The following is a 22,657-nucleotide window of genomic DNA, read 5'->3' as shown; positions in this document are numbered from 1 at the left end:
TAATCTGATTAATATTTAAAACGGTTAATGACGGATTGAAGCTCTTCCGCCAACTGAGATAAAGATTCTGCAGCATAGGAGATTTCCTCCATTGAATGTAGCTGTTCCTCTGATGATTTTGCAACCGCTTCTGTATTTGCTGACGTTTCTTTTGTTCCAGCGGCCAATGTATGAACTGTGTGCTGAATCACTTCAACGCCTGAAGTAAGCTGTTGAGTTGCTGCTGCGACTTCTTGTATTTGAGAAGTGACCTGTTCCACCAGGTTCAGGATTTCATTGAAATTTCCTGTTGTTTCTTGAGAAAGAACAATACCTGAGGTCACATTTTCTTGAACAACCTTAATATTATTTACCGTTTCTATCGATTCATTTTGGATGGTCGCTACCACGGATTGGATGTGGTTTGCTGATTTATTTGTTTCATCCGCTAATTTCCGAACTTCTTCAGCCACTACAGCAAATCCTTTTCCTTGCTCTCCCGCTCTGGCCGCCTCGATCGCTGCGTTTAGGGCCAACAAATTGGTCTGCTCGGAAATTGTCGTGATAAGCGAGGAAATATCACTGATTTCTGCTGTGCTCGCTACCAATGCCTGTAATCCATTCCCGGCTGAATCTACGGATTTATCAATAAACTTCATCTGATCTAACATCTTGTTAACTGATTTAGATCCTATTTCAGCCTTGTCTCTCATCGAAGAAGAAAGATCCGCTATGTTCCCTGTATTTGAAGCAACAGATGATATACTGTCTAATAATTCAGTGATGGATTCTGCGCTCTTTTCTGTCATTGAGCTTTGCTTCACATTGCTGTCTGCAGCCATCTGCATGGATTGGGAAATATGTTCAGATGTTGATTTTGATTCTTCAGCGCTTGCCGATAATTCTTCGGAGGAAGCAGCGACTTGTTCAGATGAACTGCTGATTTGCTTCACAATTTGCGATAATGAATGAGTAAAAGCATTAAAAGATTGGGCAAGCTGGCCAAATTCATCTTTATTTTTCACTATGACTTTTTTGGTTAAATCAGCCTCGCCGTGAGCAATTTCTTCTAGCTGCTTATTTATGCTTCTTAGTGGCACCATAATGGACCTTAACAGCATTATGCTTAGAACAATGCCTAATATTACTGATATTCCTGTGACAGTGGTGATGAGCCATTGACTCATTTTCCCATTGCCCCGTATTTCATCCTTTAGATCCTCTACCTCTTGATCAAGGCGATCAGACAGCTTATTGACAGCCGGATCTACGACTTCTTTTCTTAGTGTTCTTTCTTCTCCAAAATGGATGGTTTCTGCTTTTTTCGGATCTGAAGAGTAGGCTGTTAATACTTGCTGATTCAAAGCTCTATACTGAGTAAAACTTGTCTTAATGTCTTCAATATTGGATTGATACTTCTCTTCATCAATCAAGTCATAAACCCGATCAAGGCTCTTTAAGACATCGTCTGATTTTTCCTTCATGCCTTCGTCATATTCTTTGTCTCCAGTAATCAAGAAGCCTCTTTCATCATTTGATAACCCGGTCAATTCATATTGAATGTGTTTCATCTCTTTTTGGAATTCCATTTTGTCTTTAAGTTCTTCATTCTTTTTCACAATAGAAGAAATCATAAAAACTGAGGAGCCTCCAATTCCAATGATTGAAACAACTAGTATTGATATAATCCCCAGCAATTTTGTTTTCACTTTCATGTGTCGTTTTCCCTTTCTCCACGAAGTAATGGCTGAAATAAAATATATTCAAGCGTATGAATCCAATTCGTTTACGCTTATGCCCATAATATCGACACGTGTTATCAAGTTTTATAGTGATGCTTTCACATAAATAAGCAAATGTTTTGACGTCTCTGAACTTACAGAAAAACCTTTACGGTATGTAAGTCACTCTTATTCGTTTTTCTAAAAAAGGCTTTTCCCATCTCAAATTGGCTGAACAGGCTGTTTTCTCGAAAATATAATGACAATACGCAGCATACATTTAAGGAGCGATACACTAAAATGGGGATCATCAATGGCAAAGAATTCATTGACCGATTGAACAAACTAGAAAACGAAATATGGTATGATGGCAAAAAAATAAAGGGTAACATTTCTGATCATCCGGCATTTAAAGGAATACTCAAAACAAAAAGCTCGCTTTATGAACTGCAAACAAAGGATGAGTTAATAAACGAAATGACTTATTGCCTTCCTGGAGATCATGATCGAATCGGCCTTTCCTATCTCCAGCCTAAGACCAAGAATGATTTGAAAAAAAGAAGAAACATGATTGAACATTGGGCTAGACACACTCACGGAATGATGGGGAGAAGTCCGGATTACATGAATACGGTTATGATGAGCTTTGCTTCGTCAGCAGAGCTTCTAAAAGATAAAGAGAATTGCTTTCCTGAACATATACTAGATATGTATAAACAAGCTGCTAAGCATGACCTTTCTTTTACCCATACATTCATTACCCCGCAAGTGAACCGGTCACAGTCCTATTTCGGGCTAAGTGAAAAACCGATATCTGCTAAAGTCATTGATAGAACCGAAAAAGGTTTAATCATTCATGGCGCGCGTCTGCTTGCAACACAAGGCGGGTTGACTGATGAAATATTGGTTTTTTCAGCGCCTAAATTTTTCTTTGAAACAGATGAAGCTTATGCTTTTTCACTCCCTTCTAATACAAAAGGCGTCAAATTCATCACAAGAGAATCATTTGTGTTAAGCGACTCTGCCTTTAATCACCCCTTAAGCTCAAGGTATGAAGAGATGGATTCAATTGTAGTTTTTGATCATGTGTTAGTGCCGTGGAATCGTGTGTTTTTTTACGATAATGTGGAAACAGCTAAAGAATTTATGACAAAAAGCTCATTTCATGCTTTTACCTTTCACCAGGTTGTCATTAGGCAAATGATAAAAATTGAATTTCTATTAGGCGTTGCACAGCTTCTGGTTGACACCATTAATGTTTCCGAATATCAGCACATACAAGAAAAGCTCTCTGAAATCATTGTAGGATTGGAAACAATCAAAGCGCTCATTGACAAGTCGGAAAATGACGCTCAATTAGATGAATTCGGCTATATGCGCCCTAGTTTAATTCCTCTTCAAGTCATCAGTACCATTATTCCTAAGCTATATCCTCGATTTACTGAAATCATACAATTAATTGGAGCTAGCGGAATGGTGACACTGCCTACTGAAAATGCATTTGATTCAGAGATACGGGAAGATCTTGACCAATATCTTCAAGCAACCAATACAAATGCTGAAGAACGGGTGAAAATTTTCCGATTGGCATGGGATTTAACAATGAGCTCATTCGGAACAAGACAAACCCATTACGAAAGATACTTTTTCGGAGATCCTATTCGGATTTCAAGCAGGCTGTATACCAGCTATCCAAAGCAGGAGCAGTTGAACATCATAAAAGCATTTTTACAAGCAGATGTAGAACAATGAAAAAAACAGCGGAAAAAGATCCGCTGTTTCGTATTTTTTATTTAGGAAACTGTACATGCCCTGGCACTGTATATGCATTGGACGTTCCGCTTTCAGGCAGCTTTGGAATGGTGTCTTTCACGACTTTCCCGCGAATGTCAGTTATTCTGACTTTGAGAGAGCCTGTCCCTAAATTCGTACTGACAAAATGGTTATAGTCCATTTTTTCCATGTTAATCCACTTGCCATTCTTTTCATATTCCATTTTCATAACAGGATATCTGTGGTTTCTGACTTGAATTGCCGCCCACCACCTGCTGCTGCCTTCTTTGACCCGGTACGTGAAATTTCCGGTGATTGGAGCTTTGACAACACGCCATTTAATATTGATTTTTCCATCTTTCATATTCCCGATTTTACGGAAGGCATTAGGTGACAGATCGAGAGCTCCCCGAGCACCTTCGGGATATAGATCAGTAACATAAACGATAGTTTTCCCTTTTGGCCCTTCAACTTCCAAATAAGAGCCGGCAAGAGCTGCTTTTACTCCTCCGTAATTGAGATCCGCTGGATTTATTGCAGTAATCTCCATATCGGAAGGAATGGGATCCAACAGGAAAGCTCCTCCTGAATAACCTGACCCTGTATACGTTGCATATCCTTCATGCAGGTCGTTATATGCTGCCGAAGCTTGCGGGGAAAAACAGAGGATCGTCAATAAAACCATACCAACAAATGCACTCATGATCTTTTTCATACTTGGTCCTCCTCAAACCAGACTTCAAATGAGAATCATTATCATTATAAGACTCAATCCAACTGGTTTGAAAGAGGAAATAGATTCATAGTTGATTTTAAGGCGAATTCACTATCATTCATATATCTAATGAAGCGTACTTATGAAAAAAGCAATTCGAATGAACGAATGTGCACATCAGCCGAATTTCTTATTTTTACCTCACAAAATTCACATAACAATCAAAAAATGAGACAGCCTGTTGGCCTGATAACAGCTATGCAGGAAAAGCTATTTTTCCCCGCTTAGTTTCAACTTAGCTGTCATCATAATGCCAAAGATCAGCACAATCGGAACCCAAATAATGAAGTGATTAAAATCAGGCTCAGCCAGAGCAACAATAATAGCTCCCACACAATATAAAATAATAGCCAGTGCTCTTAACACAGTATCTCTTAAGAAAGTCTTCTTTTGCTTCTTAAAAAACAAACGGCCGGATATATCCTCTAATAGAGAAGCGAGTGTTCCGGTCAATACAGTTGAAGAAATACCTGCGATCCCCAGTTTTTTGGCTGCTATCGTTTGAATCCCCATGGAAATGCTCATGAGTATAATCAGAATGTGCACAGGAACAAAAGCCCGGTAAAAAGAAAGACAAGCAAAGACAAATAAAATGAATGCTTCAAGTGCAAGGGCTTTTGTTACAGCAGCAGGCCAAAGGGTATTTTCCGCCTTTCCGACAATCAGTGTTGCAATGATCACGCCGCATATAAATCCAATGAGCGCAGTTAAGGAATTGAAAACAGTGACCTGAAGGGATTTGCCGATAGCTAATCCCAATAATACAATGTTTCCAGTCATATTAGCTGTGAACACATGTCCCAAGCTTAAATACCCAATTACATCCACGATTCCAGCTGTTAAACATAAAAGTGATAGCAAGGTGTTTCGATAAGCGGCTGCAGTCAACGTTGTATCAATCCTTTCTTCTATTTCAATTGTTAGTATGTCTTTTGACGCAATCTATATTTTTTAAGTAACCAAGCGTTAATTGGGAAGATAGAACCTATCATTCCTTTCCATTAACTGTAATAATAATCTCCGCAAGGAAATGATTAAAATTGAAAGGAAGTATATTGTAATGAAACGATTTTGTTTATGGTTCGCCGTGTTTGGTTTGTTATTGGTTCTCTTGCCTGATAAAGCGTTAGGCGCAGTTGATTTTCCGAATACCTCGACAAATGGCCTTTTAGGATTTGCCGGAAATGCTAAAAATGAAAGAGGCATTTCCAAAGCGGGCACAACGGGTGGGAAAAACGGGCAGATTGTTTACATTCAAAGCGTAAATGATTTAAAAACCCATCTAGGAGGATCCACACCAAAAATTTTAGTGCTCCAAAATGATCTTTCCGCATCTGCGAAAACAACAGTTATCGTTGGCTCAAATAAAACACTCGTGGGCTCTTATGCGAAAAAAACGCTGAAAAATATTTATTTAACAACTTCTTCAGCTTCTGGAAATGTCATTTTTCAAAATTTAACGTTTGAACACAGTCCGCAGATTAACGGAAATAATGATATCCAGCTTTATTTAGACTCCGGCATGAACTATTGGATAGATCACGTCACATTCTCCGGCCACAGCTATAGTGCAAGCGGGAGTGATTTGGACAAACTCCTGTATATCGGTAAATCAGCAGATTATATCACGATCAGCAACTCAAAATTTGCGAATCATAAATACGGTTTGATTTTAGGATACCCAGATGATTCTCAGCATCAATATGACGGCTACCCCCACATGACAATCGCAAATAATTATTTTGAGAACCTGTATGTTAGAGGCCCGGGTCTGATGAGATACGGATACTTTCATGTTAAAAACAATTACAGCAACAATTTTAACCAGGCGATTACGATTGCCACAAAAGCAAAAATATATTCCGAATATAATTACTTTGGGAAAGGCAGTGAAAAAGGCGGAATCCTTGACGACAAGAGCACAGGTTATTTCAAGGATATAGGCAGCTACCCTTCACTCAACAAGCAAACCTCCCCTTTGACTTCATGGAATCCGGGGACAAATTACAGTTATCGCGTTCAAACACCGGAGTATACAAAAGAATTTGTCACGAAATATGCCGGATCACAAAGTACAACTCTGGTATTTGGCTACTGATATAAAAGAGGCCTGCGTAAATAACGCCGTGCCTCTTTTTGTTCTTAAACGCGATTTTTAAACGATCCTTGGTCAAACCAAAAAGCATTATTTCTTTTTCACAATAACTTCTTAACTGTCTTCTTATTATACCAGTTTATCGCAAGTAAAAAGAAATCATTGTCTGGTCCTGTATGAAATGAACGTTCGTCCCACACACTATTCAAAAACCCCTAAAAAGGATGATGGACATGTGCGGCAGGTTTACTTTATTCTCTGCATTTGATGATATTATTGACCAGTTTGACATCAATCAATTTTTTCCTAAAGATGAATACCAGCCGAGCTATAATATCGCACCATCACAAAACATTCTTGCGATCATCAATGATGGATCCAATAATCGCTTAGGCAAGCTTAGATGGGGACTTATTCCTCCTTGGGCAAAAGATGAAAAGATCGGTTATAAAATGATCAATGCTCGAGCCGAAACAATAACCGAGAAACCGGCTTTTCGAAGACCGCTTGTCAGCAAACGCTGCATCATCCCTGCCGACAGTTTTTATGAATGGAAACGGTTTGATTCCAAAACCAAAATCCCATTGCGGATCAAATTGAAATCATCTGCTCTTTTTGCGTTTGCTGGCTTATATGAAAAGTGGAACACACATCAAGGAGACCCTCTTTATACCTGCACCATCATAACAACTGAGCCTAATGAGCTCATGAAAAATATACACGACCGGATGCCGGTTATATTGGCCCGTGATTTTGAAAAGGAGTGGCTAAATCCTCACAATACAAACCCTGAATATCTGCAAAGCTTGCTTGTGCCTTATGAAGCTGATGCCATGGAAGCATACCGGGTTTCATCATTAGTAAACTCACCTAAAAATAATTCATCTGAGCTTCTTGATGTACAGAATCGTCTGTAGTGATTGCGATTCTATAGTAAGAACTTGCAAAATGGCTTTGTTCCTTAGGGCCAATCTATTTTTGTTTCAATGAATATTTAGTACACAGATCAATTAGTTATTTTTTTCAGTTTTAAATAATATCATTATGTAAACTTAATGTTAATCCAATAATGTAAAACGAATTTACATCGCTTATAAAATTTCACTTTTCAATTTTGTCAGCAAAAAAACTGAACCACATTAAACTGATAAAACCTGCCGCACCTGTGATTGCAAATATGATATACGCCCATATAGGTAAATCCATATCCTTTCCTCCTAAGAATTAAATTTTTTTATCTTACATTAAGGTCTTCTTCTTTGTCTATCCAGTGTAATACCTAAACAGTTTAAAGCTCATTACAATAGATTCAAGCAGAAAACCCCTACATAACGCATACATAGGGATTAAATAAAAACGCAGGCCGACACCTAGCTCTAGTTACTTTAAGACCACTGTGTGATCGGTTCAGTCTTTACGTGCCTGGATATTTTACAACAGGCACTTTCTTCTTACGCAGAGAATCAAGCATGACTGATCCAGCATTTAAGTTGCTTTGCACTAATTCTTTAGGAGTCAATGCCATCCATTGATTGAGTGACACATCTGCATAGCGGTCACTTTTGAACATTTCTAAAAACCATAAGGTTTCTGTACCAGTGTTTTGTATATAGTGTCCAGCATTAGAAGGCACGTATCCAACGTCACCTGCTCTATAGTCAAATGTGCGGGCAGTCCCATTCCCGATAAATACTGTCATGCGTCCCTGCCCTGTTAGATAATACTGCCACTCATCGCTATTAGGGTGCCAATGAAGCTCTCTCATCGCGCCAGGCTCAATCTGAACAAGTGCAGCGGCTATCGTTTTTGAAATCGGGAAGTTAGAAGAATCCACAATTCGTACGCTCCCCCCTAGCATTTGAATTGGGGGTTGATTTAGCAACTCGTGTTTAAAGGTCATGGGTACTTTTCCATATGGTGACTGAATGTCTTCACTTTCGACTGATCCCGGCACATTCCCTTGGTAGATATAGACTTGCTCTGAAGGAAGAGAGTTGAAAGCATTCTCCGGCACACCAAAATTCGCAGAGAGAACATCTTTTGGGGTGTGTGCAAGCCAATCAGAAATGGTTAACGTTGAAAACTCAGAAAAGTTTCCATCATCGAAAACGAGCAGAAATTCGCAGTGTTCTAATCCCTGTATGGAATGCGGAATTCCTGCCGGGAAGTACCAAAGGTCGCCGGGGCCAACATCAGCAATGAAATTTCGTCCGTCCTGGTCAACAGCGGTGATACGTGCCCGTCCCAAAAGCATATAAGCCCACTCCGCTTGCTTATGCCAATGAAGCTCGCGGACACCTCCCGCAGTTAAGCTCATGTTTACCCCTGCAATCGCAGTCGAAATCGGAAGCTGTCTGACGGTGATTTCTCTTGACCAGCCGCCATGATCTAATTTCATGGGAGCGTCTGAGAATGAAAATCTCAAGTTAGGAATCATACCTTCATCTGTAACAGGCGGAACAAGTATATTCGGATTTTGAATATCCCGCATCATATTTCGCGGACCTGCATCAATAGCTCCAGCTCCATCACTTCGAATAGGCTGCGGCACGTTTCTGTCTTCATGATTGATTGGTTGTTGTTCCAACAGCATGCACCTCGTTTTAGAAATGAACAAGATTTTATTTCAGCCTATGCAGAGTTCTAGATTGCTGTGCCTAGGAATCCGCAAATAAAAAAGTGACCACAAATGTGATCACAAATACATCAAATAAGCTATTTTTTATACCATGGCTTCTTATGTAATTTGATTTCTTCTGTCTGTTTTTTCTGGCCTGTCTTCCACTCTACCTTCACTAATACATCATGTCCTATCACTTCATCTTCAGGCATATAATCAAAGGTGGCGATATGGTCCTCCATACGTCCCCCACCTGGCATTTCTTCACCTGTGTATTCTGATAAGTCGTACTCATCTATGTGATCATCTTGATATTTTTCGCCATCTACATACAGAGTAATTCTTTCAACAACAGTTCTTTTCTCATCTTCCTTACTCCCCTGCCAATACAAATTCAGAAAGTAATTAGGTCCAATTGAAGTTTTGTCTGATTTTTCAAGGTTAGACATCCACAGTCCGCTTTTCCCGCTGCCCTCATATTTCACTTTGTTTCCTGACACCATTACAAATAATGCGATGACGCAGATGATCAAGAATCCAGCAATGATCAATAGCCATTTCTTAAAGTTGTTCTTTTTTATCATGTTTTTCCCCACTTTCCTGATTCTTTAGTAGGAAAACATGATCAAAATGTTACTGAAAAGAAAATAAAAAACTTCGAATTTAAATTAAAGCTCTTTCAGAGACAAAATTTAAACGTATATCACGCCTTACATAGTTTTAGAATGGGCTTATATTTTTAAAAATCAAGCTAACAAGAGTTTATTAAGCAACTTTTCAAATTTATTTACACTCATAATCTCATGAGTCACAAATCTCCCATCAAAAAAAACGCTAAAAGTTGTCCAAATAGCTGGTGACTTTTGTGCCTCTTCTTTTGAAGATAAATGAATTGACTGAAATTGAACCCCTTTCTTTTCAGTCAATTCCCGCAAATCATTTATCATGCCCACTGCAAACGGGCACTGAGCTGTATAGTATATGGTAATCCCCTTTTCATTGACGGAATCACTTTTCACCTGGTCCTTAAATGCAGGAGAAGCTGCAAGGCCATTCCAAGTTAAAGCCATTAATTGAAAATAAGGGTCAGCTTCATCTTGTAGAGTAAACCCCATATGCTCAAAGAAACGCTTATCACTTAAATAGGGACGTTTTTTCTTGCCTGATATGAACAATGCCATCCATGCCTCGGACTTTCGCATCTGCTATACATTTGTCCAACAATCGTTTCGCATGACCGTTATTTTTATATGTGCCAGATACCCACAAACAATTAATATACATAAAATTAGGCGCATTGATAGGCACCCATGCCTCATTCGCAGGTAGATATTCAATAAAGACTTTTGCCCGTTCATGTAAGCGATAGAACACCAATCCTTCATCCATTCGAGCTCTGAGCCATCTCTTCTTTTCATGAACTGCATGCTCATATTGTTTCGCGCCTAATGCGCAGCAAATATGATTGTCTTCAATATTGTCCTTTGTGATTTCAATGTAGCGCATCTCCTCTTTTCCCCTCCTTTAACACAATTACTTGGAATTCAACTCATTTTACCCGTCCCAACTCAAATACTTTTTCTTATCTTCTATTTTGCCAATTAATAAAAAAACCCTTCTTATATTAAGATTTTAACTTGATTCCTCTATCACCCATTTCAAATTGCAATTGTGTTCATCTTCAAGGATTAGATGCACTCCTCTTGCTTTACGTAATGGAAAAAATAATACAAACATCGGGTATTATGCTATAAATATATAGTATAAGAAGTTTTTTATTTGAAGTAATATTTGTTACGTGACAGCAAAAGCAAATAACAGTTAAAGGAGGATTAAGCTTAGCGGAAAAATGTTATTCATGTTTCATTTGCGGATACAAAGGATTAATTCAAAATCCTTTGTATAAAGGAGAATATCAAAAAAACGTTTGACATTTGTCCATGTTGCGGCTTTGAATTTGGCTACAGTGAGGATCATGATGTGAGATTAGGTTTTTTTGTAACTCCTGATCATTTAATTGAGGCTGCATTTCAATTGTATCGCAAACAATGGATTGAGAGCGGGATGGAAATTGCTAATCCGGAAGTATTCCAGAAGAATTGAAAAATGGTGGTTGCTTAAAATTCGACGTTTTGCTGGAACAATTAAAAAAAAAATTAAATCTTGACATAGAAAATTTTGAAATGACCGGCTTTAATGATTAAGTGGGGTATTTTTTGTTTTTCAGAGGGGTAACCATACATTTCAAGCTAAAATGCGGAGCAGTGATTCAACCGCTTGTTCATTTCCACGCTTTCTCTATTCGTATTCAATGACTTTATGATCATGAACAAACATTTCACTTCGATCGGAGCCTCCTCTGATTCTTCACTATAGTGATACTGTGACTGGCTTTCCAACTGTCATTTTCTTTTTTTCTCTTGCAATGTACTGGCTTCATCATCAAAATCACATTATATTCGTATTCCTCTCCCTCTCCCCTTTCTCTGCGGTATGCTCAATGCTGGTTAATCTTATCTATCTAAGAGATATGACTTTTCATATCGATGACTGACAAGTTTTTTGCCTAATTAACGCCATCCTCAGTGAATTTAAAGGTCTGTTTTAAATTTCTCCCTTCTTGTCCCTTTTGCGTCCAAATAATGACAACCTCTAATTCGGAGGCCTTATCTGCCAGCATAAAATGATTGAACTTCAGCGGTGAGCCATCGTTTAAACTTTTAGCTAACATTTTTTGATCTTCTGGTTTGTCACAGTTTTCATCAGGGCATCCAAAAAGCGAAAACCTTGTGATTGAATCAGGATCATTTCTATACAATTGCACATCTACAGCAGCTGCTTTTTCTCCTACATTTTTGACTTCCAAGGAATATACTTGATATTCTCCTTTTTGAGATTCCGCAAATTCCTTTGCATTTTTTGCTTCACTTACTTTTACTGACCACTGGTCTGTTTTTTGTGTAATAGGCAACACCGTAAAAGTCAGAGCGTGCGCTTTTGATTGACAAAAAACAAATCCAACTACTATTACCGCACATACGGAAAAGAATACCCTTTTCATTTCATTTGTCCCTCCTTTCTTTTCACTGGCGATCCCTTAAAAAATTGAGCTCTCTTAAGCCATATCCTTAGCTACGGTTGTGTATTTACTGCTCAGCATTTATTTCTTTCGGTATCCGAGATGGAGCTTTTGGGATTTTTCTCAACTTGTTGTTGATCACATCAGAAGAGTATAGCGTAACAATCATACTTCCCCCATACCTTTTTGCCCGAATTAAGATTGGCTGGTTATATTGGTTTTGAAAACGAAAATCAGGGCCTCCCCAACTGACCGTAGCATCCCGTCCGGGTGGAACGTATGGCACGCTTCTAGTATGAGAATAGCGCTGAACGACCTGCAGCCCTGCCTGGTCGACTGCATTGAAAAGTGTTGAGGACACCTGGCAAATTCCGCCTCCTACACCTTCAGACAACTCCCCTTTTACAATAATGGGCGCACTTTTATACCCTTTGTTCCGAGTTCTCATGCCTACAACTTGGTTAAACGAAAACGTCTCATTAGGGAAAACAACGTGATTGTCAATGGCTTTTGCAGAAAGAGAAATATTGTGTGAGCGGCTTTTATTGCTTGAATTAAAATAAGTCACGTACTGACCAAGCCGCTGCGTACTGATGTGAGAAAGCAGCTCGCTGTCAACCTTCGGATAAATGTTCATTTCCGGCACTTCTACCTTGGAGGGGCCTTGGCCATAAAAATACGCATAAAACTTTTCCTTAAAAGCCTGTTGATACAGTTTGTAGCCAACCCTGCCCGGGACGATGCTTCCATGATCGTTAAGGACAGCGTTTATCGGCTCCCGGTACACTTTCTGATCAAGCTGTTTGATAAATTTACTGTATTTTTCATCGTCGACCATTGGAGTGCCGGGAAGAGGCATTGTAAAGTCTTCACGGTGAACAGTGGCAATTGTTCGTCCTTGCTGTGTAACCGTTAAGCTGTCATCCGGCCCACTCGGCTGAGCCAATAAAAAAAGACCAGTGATCAAAATTTGTATCATACGTTGCTTTACCTCCCGATCATTAGTATGAACAGCAGCTTCTCCTTTGATGTATTTCTTCCCATCGTTTGTTTGAATCTTTAGATGTTCATAAAAGAGCTATCACTTTAATTGTTCACACCGATCCCTAGAGCCCACTGAAGTATACGGTTCATTCAGTCGCCAAGTCTAAAATAGCAGAGCATCTCAATGATGTGGGATGCTTTTTTGTTTTGCTCAAAAATGAAAAAGAATTTCCCTTAACAACAACAAATTAATCCATTTCAATATTTTTTTATTGAGAAACGATAAATTTTTTGTTACATTCAAATAGACAACAAACAAATGAGGTGCGTTATGAATCGAATGTCAACACTCTTTTTAAAGATAGCTGTTATTTTTATTGGAATTCCAATTCTTGCTTTATGCATTTTTTTAGTGCCTAAGATAGCCAACTATTCAGCAGAATTACTTCCAAATATCGTTTATATAAAATATCTCGTTTTCATCTATTTGTATGTAACGGCGATTCCTTTTTACTTTGCTCTTTATCAAGCGTTCAAACTTTTAAGCTATATTGACAAGAATAAAGCTTTCTCGGGATTGTCAGTAAGGGCTTTGAAGAATATAAAATACTGTGCGGTCACTATCAGTATCTTTTATGCAGCAGGTATGCCTGTCTTTTATCTGATAGCCGATATAGACGACGCCCCGGGTATCATAGTCATCGGATTGGTTATTATTTTTGCTTCAATGGTCATTGCGGTCTTTGCTGCTGTTCTGCAAAAACTATTAAAAGAAGCGATTGATATAAAATCAGAAAATGACTTAACGGTCTGAGGTGATGACTATGGCAATTATTATTAACATTGATGTGATGCTTGCTAAAAGAAAAATGAGCGTAACAGAGCTTTCGGAGAGAGTTGGCATCACCATGGCTAATCTTTCGATATTGAAAAACGGAAAAGCAAAGGCCATTCGATTATCAACTTTAGAAGCGATTTGCAAGGCTTTAGAATGTCAGCCCGGAGATATATTGGAATACCGAAGTGATGAAGACACAAAGGAGTCGTAAAAAGCAAATATGTAGCATCAACAGAAAAATAAAGTGATTGGCGGTGAGCCTATGGACATAACCTTATATCCATCCAGCTCCTATACTAAGCGTCCCTTACATACACGAAGAATACTCCTTTGGAGGGGGCATACAAAATGAGAGCTTTAAAACAAATCGTTCATTTCGGCTGGGAACAAGCGCTTTCATGTTTGTTTCCTGTCGTTATTTTTGCCTCTTTGGCTATCACACAAATGATCCCACTACCCTTCTTGCCGCGGTACGACTGGCTCCTCATGATCTGCGTCCTCATGCAATTGTGGATGGTGCGTTCTGGTCTTGAAACTTGGGATGAATTAAAAGTGATCACATTGTTCCACCTTATCGGGCTTGCTCTGGAACTTTTTAAAGTCCATATGGGCTCCTGGTCTTATCCAGAAGAAGGATACTCCAAAATATTTGGAGTACCTTTGTATAGCGGCTTTATGTACGCAAGTGTAGCCAGTTATTTGTGCCAGGCATGGAGAAGGCTTAAGGTTGAATTGGTTAAGTGGCCGCCTTTTTTTGCGGTTGTTCCGCTTGCCGCTGCGATTTATTTGAATTTTTTCATCCATCATTTTTCGATTGATATTCGATGGTGGTTATCTGGACTTGTCCTCATTGTCTTTTGGCAAACATGGGTTACATACGAGGTGAATGGAGCTCGTTACCGTATGCCGCTCGCACTTTCTTTTGTACTCATCGGATTTTTTATATGGATAGCGGAAAATATCGCTACGTTTTTTGGGGCTTGGAAATATCCAAACCAAATCGAGACATGGAGTCTCGTACACCTCGGAAAGGTAAGTTCATGGCTCTTGCTGGTGATTGTTAGCTTTCTTATAGTAGCATCATTAAAACAAGTTAAGGAGCAGAGTCCTACAAAGCAGAGAGGGGTGAATCTTTTTTAGGTTAACAGTCTCCTGGCGTACAAGACTCCAGCTAAAAAGAAAAGCAACGTTCAAATGTGTTGCTTTTCTTTTTTGTCACTCTGCCTGCGGGTATCCATCTTCTTCAAACTTCGTCGCACCACGAGAACTGATTCAGATTACGACTGCTTTCAACGCCTTGACAAACTCATGCGCCGCCGGCGTTATCTCTTCAAATGAATGTGCGATGACGCCGATATCGCGTGTGATCCTAGGAAAAATGTCATTTTTACTTAATTGATGCGGGACGGATGAAAGTGTAAAGTTTGAAATAATGCCTATGCCCAAGTTGTTTTTGACCATATTAATCAAGGTTTCGGCATTTTGCACAGTCAAGTTTTCCTTTAATTCGATGTTGTATTGCGAAAATGCGTTTGACATCGCGATTTCATGACCGCCTTTACAGAAAATGAGGTCATCTTGATATGTTTCAAGGTTGACATGCTTTTCCTGTTTTAATTCATCACGCTGCGGCGGGATGACGGCCACCATATAGTCGTTACACAATAGCTGATTTTCAAATGGTTCAAATGGAGATGCTGCGATTCCAATATCAACCGTCCGATCCTCAACCCATCCTTTTATTTGGTCAGAGGTCCCCTCGATCAATTCGATGCGGATCAACGGGTAGTTTGATCTGAATGCCGCAATCGCCTGGGGCATGATATTTGTTGAAACTGCAGGAAATGAACCAATTTTCACCTTCCCGTTTAACAGCTTGTTTTCCCGGTTGGCTATTTGATATATTTTGCTTTCAATTCCCTTCATTTGCCTCGCCAGCAGCAAAATTTCTTTTCCGACGTCAGTCAGTATTAAACCATGATGTTTATCCCTGATCAATAATTTGAGCTGCAGCGAGCTCTCCAGGTTTTTTATCGCTTTGCTTACCGCCGGCTGAGAGATGAACAATTCTTTTGCCGCTTCTGTAATATTCAATTTCTCCCCGACTTTTACAAATATGTGAAGATGGTTCATGTTCATAACCATTTGGTTATACCTCCGATAATAAAAATGTATTTCAGTTATATACAAATGTAACATATGATAGAAACCAGCACGATATTTAAACAAGAAAGGCGGATTCATCATGGTAAAAGTCATGTTGGGAATCTTATCTGTCACATTTATTTGGGGTTATACTTGGGTTGCAATGAAAGTAGGAATTCATGACATCCCCCCGCTTTTATTTTCGGCTTTGCGCCTGTTCATCGGAGCGGTTCCATTATTTCTCATTCTCTTCATTCAAAGAAAAAAGCTTTCAATTCAAAAAGAACATCTCAAAAGCTATATCATCATGAGCCTGCTGATGGATCTGGGTTATATGGGGATCTTAACGTATGGAATGCAGTTTGTCGATTCAGGAAAAACCTCTGTTTTGGTATATACGATGCCCATATTTGTTACGGTGCTCAGCCATTTTACATTAAATGAGAAAATGAATGCGTATAAAACGATCGGACTGGTCTGCGGCCTCTTCGGACTGTTATTTATATTTGGAAAGGAAATGCTTGCTATCGATCAAAGCGCTTTATTTGGAGAGCTGTGCGTGCTTGCGGCAGCGCTAAGCTGGGGAATCGCGAATGTGTTCAGTAAGCTACAATTCAAGCATATCGATGTTATTCATATGAATGCCTGGCAACTTATGATGGGGGCCGTCATGTTATTGGTGTTGTCCTTTATATTTGAGCCGGTCCCTTCAGCCGAGTGGACATATCAGGCGGTATGGTCATTGCTGTTTAATGGCTTGCTTTCCACCGGCTTTACCTTTGTCGTATGGTTTTGGGTGCTCAATCAAATCGAAGCGTCAAAAGCATCCATGGCATTAATGTTTGTTCCCGTATTGGCCCTATTTTTTGGATGGCTGCAATTGCACGAACAGATCACCATCAACATTATCCTCGGCGCACTGCTGATATGCTACGGCATCTTTATGAATACATTTACATTTTCACGACGAAAAATGTGAATGGACAGAGGGTACACTTTTTTTACGATTTGTGCCTCGTGTGACAGGAGACGGCTGTCTTTTAAAATCCTGCCGGCAGCCTATTAAACAATAAAAAAAGCTAATATCTGCATGTGAGACATTAGCTTTTTTTATTGGCGTTTAGGTTGCCAAAATTCTTTCTTATTACCATTCCGGCTGATCAAACTGAAAACCGTATAGACCTTTTACTTTAACGTCTCCGCAATCTGGATCTTTTGTTAAAATCAAATAATGAGTCTTATAAGGCATCGCCTCAACTCGATCAGTTGCACTAAAATCATAATGATCCCCTGAGAAGTTTTTTTCACTAACGGTTATTTCGTATCCCGACAAAGTCATTCGCATGATTCTTGCATTAATTGTACATCCTCCAGTATCGAAAATGGTGAATCTGTATCCAAAGTAAGACGTCCAATGGTTTGGATTTAAATCATCAGATTTCATAAACCATTTTTCATTTTCTGTCATTGTAAAGCTCACTTTCTCCTCATCTTTCACTATAACTGCCGAAGCTTCCCTTATATGAATAGTCAAAGCCAAAAGAAATATGAAAGCTAGCATCAACATCTTTTTCAAAAGAGTTCCTCCCGATATCATTTTACTTCAATATATTGGAAGGATCTTTTCTGATCAAGACCGCCTTCTTCAAATGAATCTTTAGCACCATGAAATGAGCCTTAAAGAGAACAGTTTTCCGTCCGAATCTATTTCCTTTTTAAGAGTCAGTGAAGCTTTTATATATAATTTGATATGTCATCTGTAGTCTATCCTGATAAATAACGGCATGTGGGTCGTAACAGCCCTTGTCCTCTCAACTTATTAAAATCTGAAACTTTAAAGGGGTTTGTTACACTAACTGTCATGGGAAACATTTCATTGGAAAAATATCATTTTATACCTGATTTTTTGAGGTTAATTAGAAGGCAATACAAAATCATTTGAATTAGGAGCCGGAAGTTACGGGACACGAAATGACATTGCTATCGTTTGGCCGCCTAACAGAGCTCCTATTGTTTTGGCAATCCTATCAAAGCGGTTTACGAAAGATGCAAATTATGATAATGCTCTTATTGCTAAGGCAGCTAAAGTCGTCCTTAACGATCTCAAATAAAAGCACAGTATTGCGAATTGCTTTATCCTTTTGCCATAAAGGATAAAAGACATTACTTTTTTAAACCCCGCCGTTCATTTTTAATGAACGGTTTTTTCATATTCTCACTAATACCTCTTTTTTTAAGTATCTAAAACACCACAAACACGAATCGTTAACATGAATGGCAAGTTTTCATTTATGAAACCAAGTAAAGTTTGAACAGACCATCAGAGGTTATCTATATGAGAATTCAATTATTTTTTTGTAATAATTTATATTGCTGTATCGTTGCACTTGGTGGATTTGACTCTTTTCGTGTATGGAACCACACTTTTACTTTTTCACCTCTTTTGAGATCAGCTGTGCTATCAATCTCACTTAATCCCACTATGACTATCTTATTTTTAAACTTTTTCATCAGTTGTTCTTCCGAAAGATCATAATCTTCTTTCGCTAGGGCTTCTGTATCAGTAATGAGAATTGCCCTATTATTGTCTTTAAACCCGACATAGCCGACTAGGCTCTGCGTCATTGTTTCGTCTCCGTTTTGTTCATTTTTATTGCAGCCAGCAAGGAAAATCATGAGCACTATCAAGCTTACTCCGATTTTAGGCACCTTTCTCCCTCCTCTTTAAACCTCTTTTGATCTTTAAAATAAACAACAGGATCACCCAATCCATCTACTTCTTTTTGCAATTCATAACAGCAGCATACTCCATTCTCCAATTCCTCAAACTTCTTTTTGTTCTTTCACAAATGTTTATATGTGGTTGCCTTCGACATTATCCCCTTACTCTTTTACGCTTTTAAACTTGAAGGCTCCTTCTTTGTGGATTCCAGCATAAATATACTTATCATTACTGTCGTTCACATCACGACTCCCATTAAAATCAAAATTTTCACATTTTATGATCCATTATTCACTTCTAAAACGACTTCCAATCGTTACATAATATACGTATTAATTGTAAAAGGAGTTGGTATAATTGAACATTAAGAAAATCTTATTGGGTTCTGTTTTATCCTTTGGCATGCTCATATCCGCGGTTCCCGCATTGGCTGCTGAAAATTCGCCTGAAGTTGCAGTAAAAAATGAAGAATATGATTATGACACTATATACCGCATTAGTCCTCTGCCAATGAACTTCCAGCCGACAATAGAATATAACGGTTATACTTATACGCTTACACGTCATTATTTTGATTACTCAATCGGGTTTTACACGGCTATTTATACAAAAGTTGTTTAAACTTATAAAGGAGCTTTTTAGCTCCTTTTTCTCTTGTTTTAAGCAAGGTGTTTCTTTCTATGTGGTCTTCTATCAAATACATATCAACATTCTCTGGTTTTGTTCTTTTCTTGATCTTACATGTTCTCAATACGATTGATTCACTGTTGTTCAATTTCCTTTAAAGCCGTTCTTTATATTCAACAGGAACAAAAAGTAAGCTCAGTTTAAATGCTGATAATAAAAAAATTCACTTTAAAAAGTTGTCGCCCGCAAAATCGGCTTTCTCACACTACACCAATTTAAAATAAAAAGCCGGATCTCCTCTAAGAGGTTCCGGCTTTTCTTGGTATAAATGCTAAGTCCATCAGCAGCTTCTAGATAGAGAACATGGAAAAATATCTAATGGCAAGCTACACCCATCAGCCATTATCGTATTTCAATGTAGCCTTCTGTACCATGAACGCGAATCTGTTGCCCATCTTTTATCAGTTGCGTAGCATTTTCAACGCCAACAACTGCAGGTAAGCCATATTCGCGCGCTATAACAGCTCCATGGGTCATCAGTCCACCAACTTCCGTGACCAGGCCTTTTATGGATACAAACAATGGTGTCCAGCTTGGGTCAGTAAAGGAGGTGACTAATATATCTCCATCTTCTAGATCTGCATCTTCCATGTTTAAGATGACACGTGCTCGCCCCTCTATCACTCCCGAGGAAACAGGGAGACCTGCAATTGCTCCGGCTGGGAGATTCTCTCGCTTGTATTCGCCTGTAATGATCTCACCATCAGACGTGATAACACGTGGTGGAGAAAGTTTTTCATATAATGTGTACTCGTCTTTTCGTTTGCTGATGATTTGATCATCAAGTTTATTTGTGCGTACGACTTCGTGAAGTTCTTCAAAAGTAAGATAGTATATATCTTCTTTTTCATGAATAACGCCCATTTCTACGAGTTGTTCGGCTTCTTTCAGTAAAGCCTGCTTATAAACAAAATAGCGATTAACCATTCCGTATTTTGGATATTCCCTGAACCCGCTGAAATTCCGGATGATGTCGATCATTCGTTTGGTTTCTTTGGCTTTTTGTTCACCATCGGGCAATTGCTTTAAGCGATCTAATAACTCTTGTTCTTTCTTTAAAGCCTCCTCTCGCCCTTGCTCAAATTTCCGCTGGCCGGCATTAGGCTCAAAATTTTTAATATTATTAAGAATCATCGGGACAAGTGTAGTTGGTTTTTCGCTCCATCGAGTTCTTGTAATATCAATCTCTCCGGCACATCGCATTCCGTATTTGTTGAGGTAAGCATAGATCGCGTCTTGAATTTCCTGTCCATTTTCAAACTTAACCAGCTCATCCAAAAAGTGATCATCTTTGACATGCTGTAAATAAGCAATTACCTCTGGATAAGGACGAATCACATCTGCAACATCCAATAGCGCAAGACCCATTTCTGACGTAATATTATGGGGTACAGATTGAGAAAGCGTATCTGCTGCGTTTTTTTCACCTAACCACTCGTTCATTTTTTCGTTAATCCATAATGAAGCATTCATAGCAGATCGAATCAGAACCGAACTTTTTGGGTTAAATAAAATCTTCTTTAATTCCTGGATATCTTCCAGAATAAAACGAAATAAATCTGATCCTGATTTCGTTTGGATGTTTTGTTTTAACTCTTCTATTGATGTTTGACTGCTCTCAATCAAATCTGACACGATTGTCGGATCGTTTTCAACTTGAGCCGGCATATCTGCATTGCCTCTGCTGGGATTTGGTGCTGTTTTATCATTTGGTATCGATTTTATGAAATCTCGTCGCTTTATTAGAGTCATAAGTGCGTCTTTTAAGAGCTGATCGTGCTGTCCCATGCCTTTTAAGAAAACTTCTCTGCTGTCAGAGGATGCCAGTTGATGTGTGACATCAACAAATAGCCTTCCACCGGCTTTACGCATTGGTGCAGCGGTCGTCAACAGAAAAAAAGACAATCCCAGTGGTTTTATGGGATCCGTCATCATTTGTTGATGACCTACAGAAATATAGACGTGATTTTCTTGGTCACTCGCTTCAGGGATGGGGAATAAAGTAGTGATTGGACGACTCTGTACAATATAAAAAGTATCTCGGACCAAACACCATTCGATATCTTGCGGCTGGCCGAAATGAGCTTCGATCTGTCTTCCGATGCGTGCAAGCTGTAAAATTTGTTCATCAGTCAGCGTTTGAGCCTTTTGCTGATCAGGCTCGATTTGCTGTGTTTCTGTTCCGCCTTCTTTCCGTCCATAGATAGCTATTTTTTTAGATGCTATTCTCTTATCGACGATTTGCCCATCCTGTACTTTATAACAATCGGCAGATACCAAGCCGGAGACCAGAGCTTCACCAAGTCCAAAGCCGGCATCGATGGATAACACCTTTCGGTTAGAGGTAATCGGATCAGCGGTAAATAAAATCCCCGAAGCCTGAGGGAAAACCATCCTTTGAACGATAACGGATAAATAGACTTGGCTGTGGTCGAATCCATTTTGCATGCGGTAGATTACCGCTCGATCCGTAAATAGGGAAGCCCAGCATTTGCTGATATGCTGCAAGATTGCATCGACGCCGATAATATTTAAGTAGGTATCTTGTTGACCGGCAAAAGAGGCATGTGGTAAATCTTCAGCAGTCGCACTTGAACGCACGGCATAGGCATGTTCCTCACCGAACTGGGAGAGATAGTGAGCCACTGCTTTCACAACATCGGAAGGAATATCTACTTCCATAATGATTTGCCGAATCTTCCGGCTGATGTTACCAATTTGATCTCGGTCATCAACTTTTAGCATGGCCAATTGATCCAACATCGCTCGTAACGTTTCGTTTTGTTCAATGGCTTTTTGGAATCCTCTTGTCGTAACACAAAATCCTTCTGGTACTTGTATTCCTTGAATTTTTAATACTTCTCCTAAATTTATTCCTTTTCCTCCAACGAGCGAATGCTGTGTTTTTTCAATTTCGTGTAAACCGAGAACGAAAGAACTCATTCTACATCTCCCCTTCAAAAAAAATATTGACAAGAGCTTCCCAGTAGGATATTATAAAATTATAAGATGGATAACTACGACTTTTTAACTAGGAAGCGCACGTAGTGTGATTATATCACCGTGTCTGTTTTTGTGCAATATAAAAAGAACCTGGGCAATTTCACCAGGTTCTTTCTTAATTTCCGCAACTATTAGCCACATAAAAAACTTGGTTCAAACTTTGTTCGTTTAGTCCCCATTCATAAATTAGACTTATTTTTTGTGTAAGAAACTTCGAGTCATAAGTCCCTATTCAT

At 39.0% G+C, this 22,657-nt stretch carries 18 protein-coding genes and 4 pseudogenes; 10 read left to right on the top strand and 12 right to left on the bottom strand.

All coding sequences use genetic code 11. The annotated features are described in order from the left end of the window. Positions 1-8: 8 nt before the first annotated feature. On the bottom strand, positions 9-1,694 hold the full coding sequence (locus tag QA442_RS12500; protein ID WP_095431619.1) for a methyl-accepting chemotaxis protein: 1,686 nt from the start codon (positions 1,692-1,694) through the stop codon (positions 9-11). Positions 1,695-2,000: 306 nt separating this feature from the next. Here QA442_RS12500 and hpaB point away from each other — a divergent pair, with 306 nt between their 5' ends. Continuing rightward, entirely contained in the window at positions 2,001-3,452 is a 1,452-nt protein-coding gene (gene hpaB / locus QA442_RS12495; RefSeq protein ID WP_095431618.1) for a 4-hydroxyphenylacetate 3-monooxygenase, oxygenase component, read from the top strand. Positions 3,453-3,489: 37 nt separating this feature from the next. Here hpaB and exlX read toward each other — a convergent pair whose 3' ends face one another. After that, positions 3,490-4,188, bottom strand: coding sequence for an expansin ExlX (exlX, locus tag QA442_RS12490; RefSeq protein ID WP_095431617.1), 699 nt, complete (start codon positions 4,186-4,188; stop codon positions 3,490-3,492). A 270-nt stretch (positions 4,189-4,458) separates the two neighbouring features. Then, on the bottom strand, positions 4,459-5,136 hold the full coding sequence (locus tag QA442_RS12485) for a YoaK family protein (RefSeq protein WP_095431616.1): 678 nt from the start codon (positions 5,134-5,136) through the stop codon (positions 4,459-4,461). Positions 5,137-5,308: 172 nt separating this feature from the next. Between QA442_RS12485 and QA442_RS12480 the strand changes: the two genes are divergently transcribed. Both QA442_RS12480 and QA442_RS12475 read left to right on the top strand, forming a co-directional pair. Next, positions 5,309-6,346 carry a polysaccharide lyase family 1 protein gene (locus tag QA442_RS12480; RefSeq protein ID WP_095431615.1) on the top strand — a complete coding sequence of 346 codons (1,038 nt, stop codon included), beginning with the start codon at positions 5,309-5,311 and terminating at the stop codon, positions 6,344-6,346. A 230-nt stretch (positions 6,347-6,576) separates the two neighbouring features. Next, a complete protein-coding gene (locus QA442_RS12475; RefSeq protein WP_095431614.1) occupies positions 6,577-7,260 on the top strand; it encodes an SOS response-associated peptidase in 684 nt (227 codons plus the stop codon). Positions 7,261-7,757: 497 nt separating this feature from the next. Here QA442_RS12475 and oxdD read toward each other — a convergent pair whose 3' ends face one another. From oxdD to QA442_RS12460, 3 genes and pseudogenes are all read right to left on the bottom strand, one after another. Next, complete coding sequence (gene oxdD / locus QA442_RS12470) at positions 7,758-8,936, bottom strand: oxalate decarboxylase (protein ID WP_095431613.1); 1,179 nt, start codon at positions 8,934-8,936, stop codon at positions 7,758-7,760. A gap of 122 nt (positions 8,937-9,058) precedes the next feature. After that, positions 9,059-9,547 carry a DUF4944 domain-containing protein gene (locus QA442_RS12465; protein ID WP_095431612.1) on the bottom strand — a complete coding sequence of 163 codons (489 nt, stop codon included), beginning with the start codon at positions 9,545-9,547 and terminating at the stop codon, positions 9,059-9,061. 162 nt (positions 9,548-9,709) lie between these two features. Next, positions 9,710-10,469, bottom strand: a pseudogene (locus QA442_RS12460) (GNAT family N-acetyltransferase). A 308-nt stretch (positions 10,470-10,777) separates the two neighbouring features. On the opposite strand from QA442_RS12460, the pseudogene QA442_RS12455 reads away from it, so the two are divergent. After that, positions 10,778-11,167 (top strand): annotated as a pseudogene (locus QA442_RS12455) (hypothetical protein). 362 nt (positions 11,168-11,529) lie between these two features. Here the strand turns inward: QA442_RS12455 and QA442_RS12450 are convergent. Together QA442_RS12450 and QA442_RS12445 are read right to left on the bottom strand one after the other, a co-directional pair. Then, positions 11,530-12,024 carry a hypothetical protein gene (locus QA442_RS12450; RefSeq protein WP_095431611.1) on the bottom strand — a complete coding sequence of 165 codons (495 nt, stop codon included), beginning with the start codon at positions 12,022-12,024 and terminating at the stop codon, positions 11,530-11,532. An 85-nt stretch (positions 12,025-12,109) separates the two neighbouring features. Next, on the bottom strand, positions 12,110-13,021 hold the full coding sequence (locus tag QA442_RS12445) for a VanW family protein (protein WP_069149695.1): 912 nt from the start codon (positions 13,019-13,021) through the stop codon (positions 12,110-12,112). A 336-nt stretch (positions 13,022-13,357) separates the two neighbouring features. On the opposite strand from QA442_RS12445, the gene QA442_RS12440 reads away from it, so the two are divergent. From QA442_RS12440 to QA442_RS12430, 3 genes and pseudogenes are all read left to right on the top strand, one after another. Further along, positions 13,358-13,840, top strand: a complete 483-nt coding sequence (locus QA442_RS12440; protein WP_071582038.1) for a DUF2975 domain-containing protein — start codon at positions 13,358-13,360, stop codon at positions 13,838-13,840. Between the two features lie 10 nt (positions 13,841-13,850). Continuing rightward, a pseudogene (locus tag QA442_RS12435) lies at positions 13,851-14,107 on the top strand (helix-turn-helix domain-containing protein). A 105-nt stretch (positions 14,108-14,212) separates the two neighbouring features. Beyond that, positions 14,213-15,004 carry a DUF817 domain-containing protein gene (locus tag QA442_RS12430; protein ID WP_095431610.1) on the top strand — a complete coding sequence of 264 codons (792 nt, stop codon included), beginning with the start codon at positions 14,213-14,215 and terminating at the stop codon, positions 15,002-15,004. A 132-nt stretch (positions 15,005-15,136) separates the two neighbouring features. On the opposite strand, the gene QA442_RS12425 is transcribed toward QA442_RS12430, so the two are convergent. Then, positions 15,137-16,009: a LysR family transcriptional regulator gene (locus QA442_RS12425; protein ID WP_095431609.1), complete on the bottom strand. Its 873-nt coding sequence runs from the start codon at positions 16,007-16,009 to the stop codon at positions 15,137-15,139. A gap of 100 nt (positions 16,010-16,109) precedes the next feature. On the opposite strand from QA442_RS12425, the gene QA442_RS12420 reads away from it, so the two are divergent. Continuing rightward, the gene (locus tag QA442_RS12420; RefSeq protein WP_095431608.1) at positions 16,110-16,988 is read left to right on the top strand and encodes a DMT family transporter; all 879 of its coding nucleotides are present in this window, start codon (positions 16,110-16,112) and stop codon (positions 16,986-16,988) included. Positions 16,989-17,153: 165 nt separating this feature from the next. Here the strand turns inward: QA442_RS12420 and QA442_RS12415 are convergent, their stop codons facing one another. Further along, positions 17,154-17,585, bottom strand: coding sequence for a hypothetical protein (locus tag QA442_RS12415; RefSeq protein ID WP_095431607.1), 432 nt, complete (start codon positions 17,583-17,585; stop codon positions 17,154-17,156). A 370-nt stretch (positions 17,586-17,955) separates the two neighbouring features. Between QA442_RS12415 and QA442_RS12410 the strand changes: the two are divergent. Next, positions 17,956-18,120: pseudogene (locus QA442_RS12410) on the top strand (class A beta-lactamase); the annotation flags it as partial. Between the two features lie 232 nt (positions 18,121-18,352). Here QA442_RS12410 and QA442_RS12405 read toward each other — a convergent pair. Continuing rightward, the gene (locus QA442_RS12405; RefSeq protein ID WP_095431606.1) at positions 18,353-18,718 is read right to left on the bottom strand and encodes a DUF3221 domain-containing protein; all 366 of its coding nucleotides are present in this window, start codon (positions 18,716-18,718) and stop codon (positions 18,353-18,355) included. Positions 18,719-19,088: 370 nt separating this feature from the next. Here QA442_RS12405 and QA442_RS12400 point away from each other — a divergent pair, with 370 nt between their 5' ends. Beyond that, entirely contained in the window at positions 19,089-19,352 is a 264-nt protein-coding gene (locus tag QA442_RS12400; protein ID WP_040082952.1) for a hypothetical protein, read from the top strand. A gap of 408 nt (positions 19,353-19,760) precedes the next feature. On the opposite strand, the gene ppsA is transcribed toward QA442_RS12400, so the two are convergent. Continuing rightward, complete coding sequence (gene ppsA / locus QA442_RS12395; protein ID WP_095431605.1) at positions 19,761-22,361, bottom strand: phosphoenolpyruvate synthase; 2,601 nt, start codon at positions 22,359-22,361, stop codon at positions 19,761-19,763. Positions 22,362-22,657 lie beyond the last annotated feature (296 nt).

Origin of the sequence: Bacillus stercoris (assembly GCF_029772985.1) — a bacterium.
GTDB lineage: Bacteria > Bacillota > Bacilli > Bacillales > Bacillaceae > Bacillus > Bacillus stercoris.
The sequence above is the reverse complement of the archived record's forward strand: the minus strand, read 5'-3'. Positions and strand labels throughout refer to the sequence as shown.

Excerpts from the sequence above, each read along its gene's own strand:
- oxdD (WP_095431613.1), bottom strand. The coding sequence starts at position 8,936 with ATGCTGTTGGAACAACAACCAATCAATCATGAAGACAGAAACGTGCCG.
- exlX (WP_095431617.1), bottom strand. The coding sequence starts at position 4,188 with ATGAAAAAGATCATGAGTGCATTTGTTGGTATGGTTTTATTGACGATC.
- hpaB (WP_095431618.1), top strand. The coding sequence starts at position 2,001 with ATGGGGATCATCAATGGCAAAGAATTCATTGACCGATTGAACAAACTA.
- QA442_RS12480 (WP_095431615.1), top strand. The coding sequence starts at position 5,309 with ATGAAACGATTTTGTTTATGGTTCGCCGTGTTTGGTTTGTTATTGGTT.
- QA442_RS12465 (WP_095431612.1), bottom strand. The coding sequence starts at position 9,547 with ATGATAAAAAAGAACAACTTTAAGAAATGGCTATTGATCATTGCTGGA.
- QA442_RS12475 (WP_095431614.1), top strand. The coding sequence starts at position 6,577 with ATGTGCGGCAGGTTTACTTTATTCTCTGCATTTGATGATATTATTGAC.
- QA442_RS12420 (WP_095431608.1), top strand. The coding sequence starts at position 16,110 with ATGGTAAAAGTCATGTTGGGAATCTTATCTGTCACATTTATTTGGGGT.
- QA442_RS12450 (WP_095431611.1), bottom strand. The coding sequence starts at position 12,024 with ATGAAAAGGGTATTCTTTTCCGTATGTGCGGTAATAGTAGTTGGATTT.
- QA442_RS12500 (WP_095431619.1), bottom strand. The coding sequence starts at position 1,694 with ATGAAAGTGAAAACAAAATTGCTGGGGATTATATCAATACTAGTTGTT.
- QA442_RS12440 (WP_071582038.1), top strand. The coding sequence starts at position 13,358 with ATGAATCGAATGTCAACACTCTTTTTAAAGATAGCTGTTATTTTTATT.
- QA442_RS12425 (WP_095431609.1), bottom strand. The coding sequence starts at position 16,009 with ATGGTTATGAACATGAACCATCTTCACATATTTGTAAAAGTCGGGGAG.
- ppsA (WP_095431605.1), bottom strand. The coding sequence starts at position 22,361 with ATGAGTTCTTTCGTTCTCGGTTTACACGAAATTGAAAAAACACAGCAT.
- QA442_RS12445 (WP_069149695.1), bottom strand. The coding sequence starts at position 13,021 with ATGATACAAATTTTGATCACTGGTCTTTTTTTATTGGCTCAGCCGAGT.
- QA442_RS12430 (WP_095431610.1), top strand. The coding sequence starts at position 14,213 with ATGAGAGCTTTAAAACAAATCGTTCATTTCGGCTGGGAACAAGCGCTT.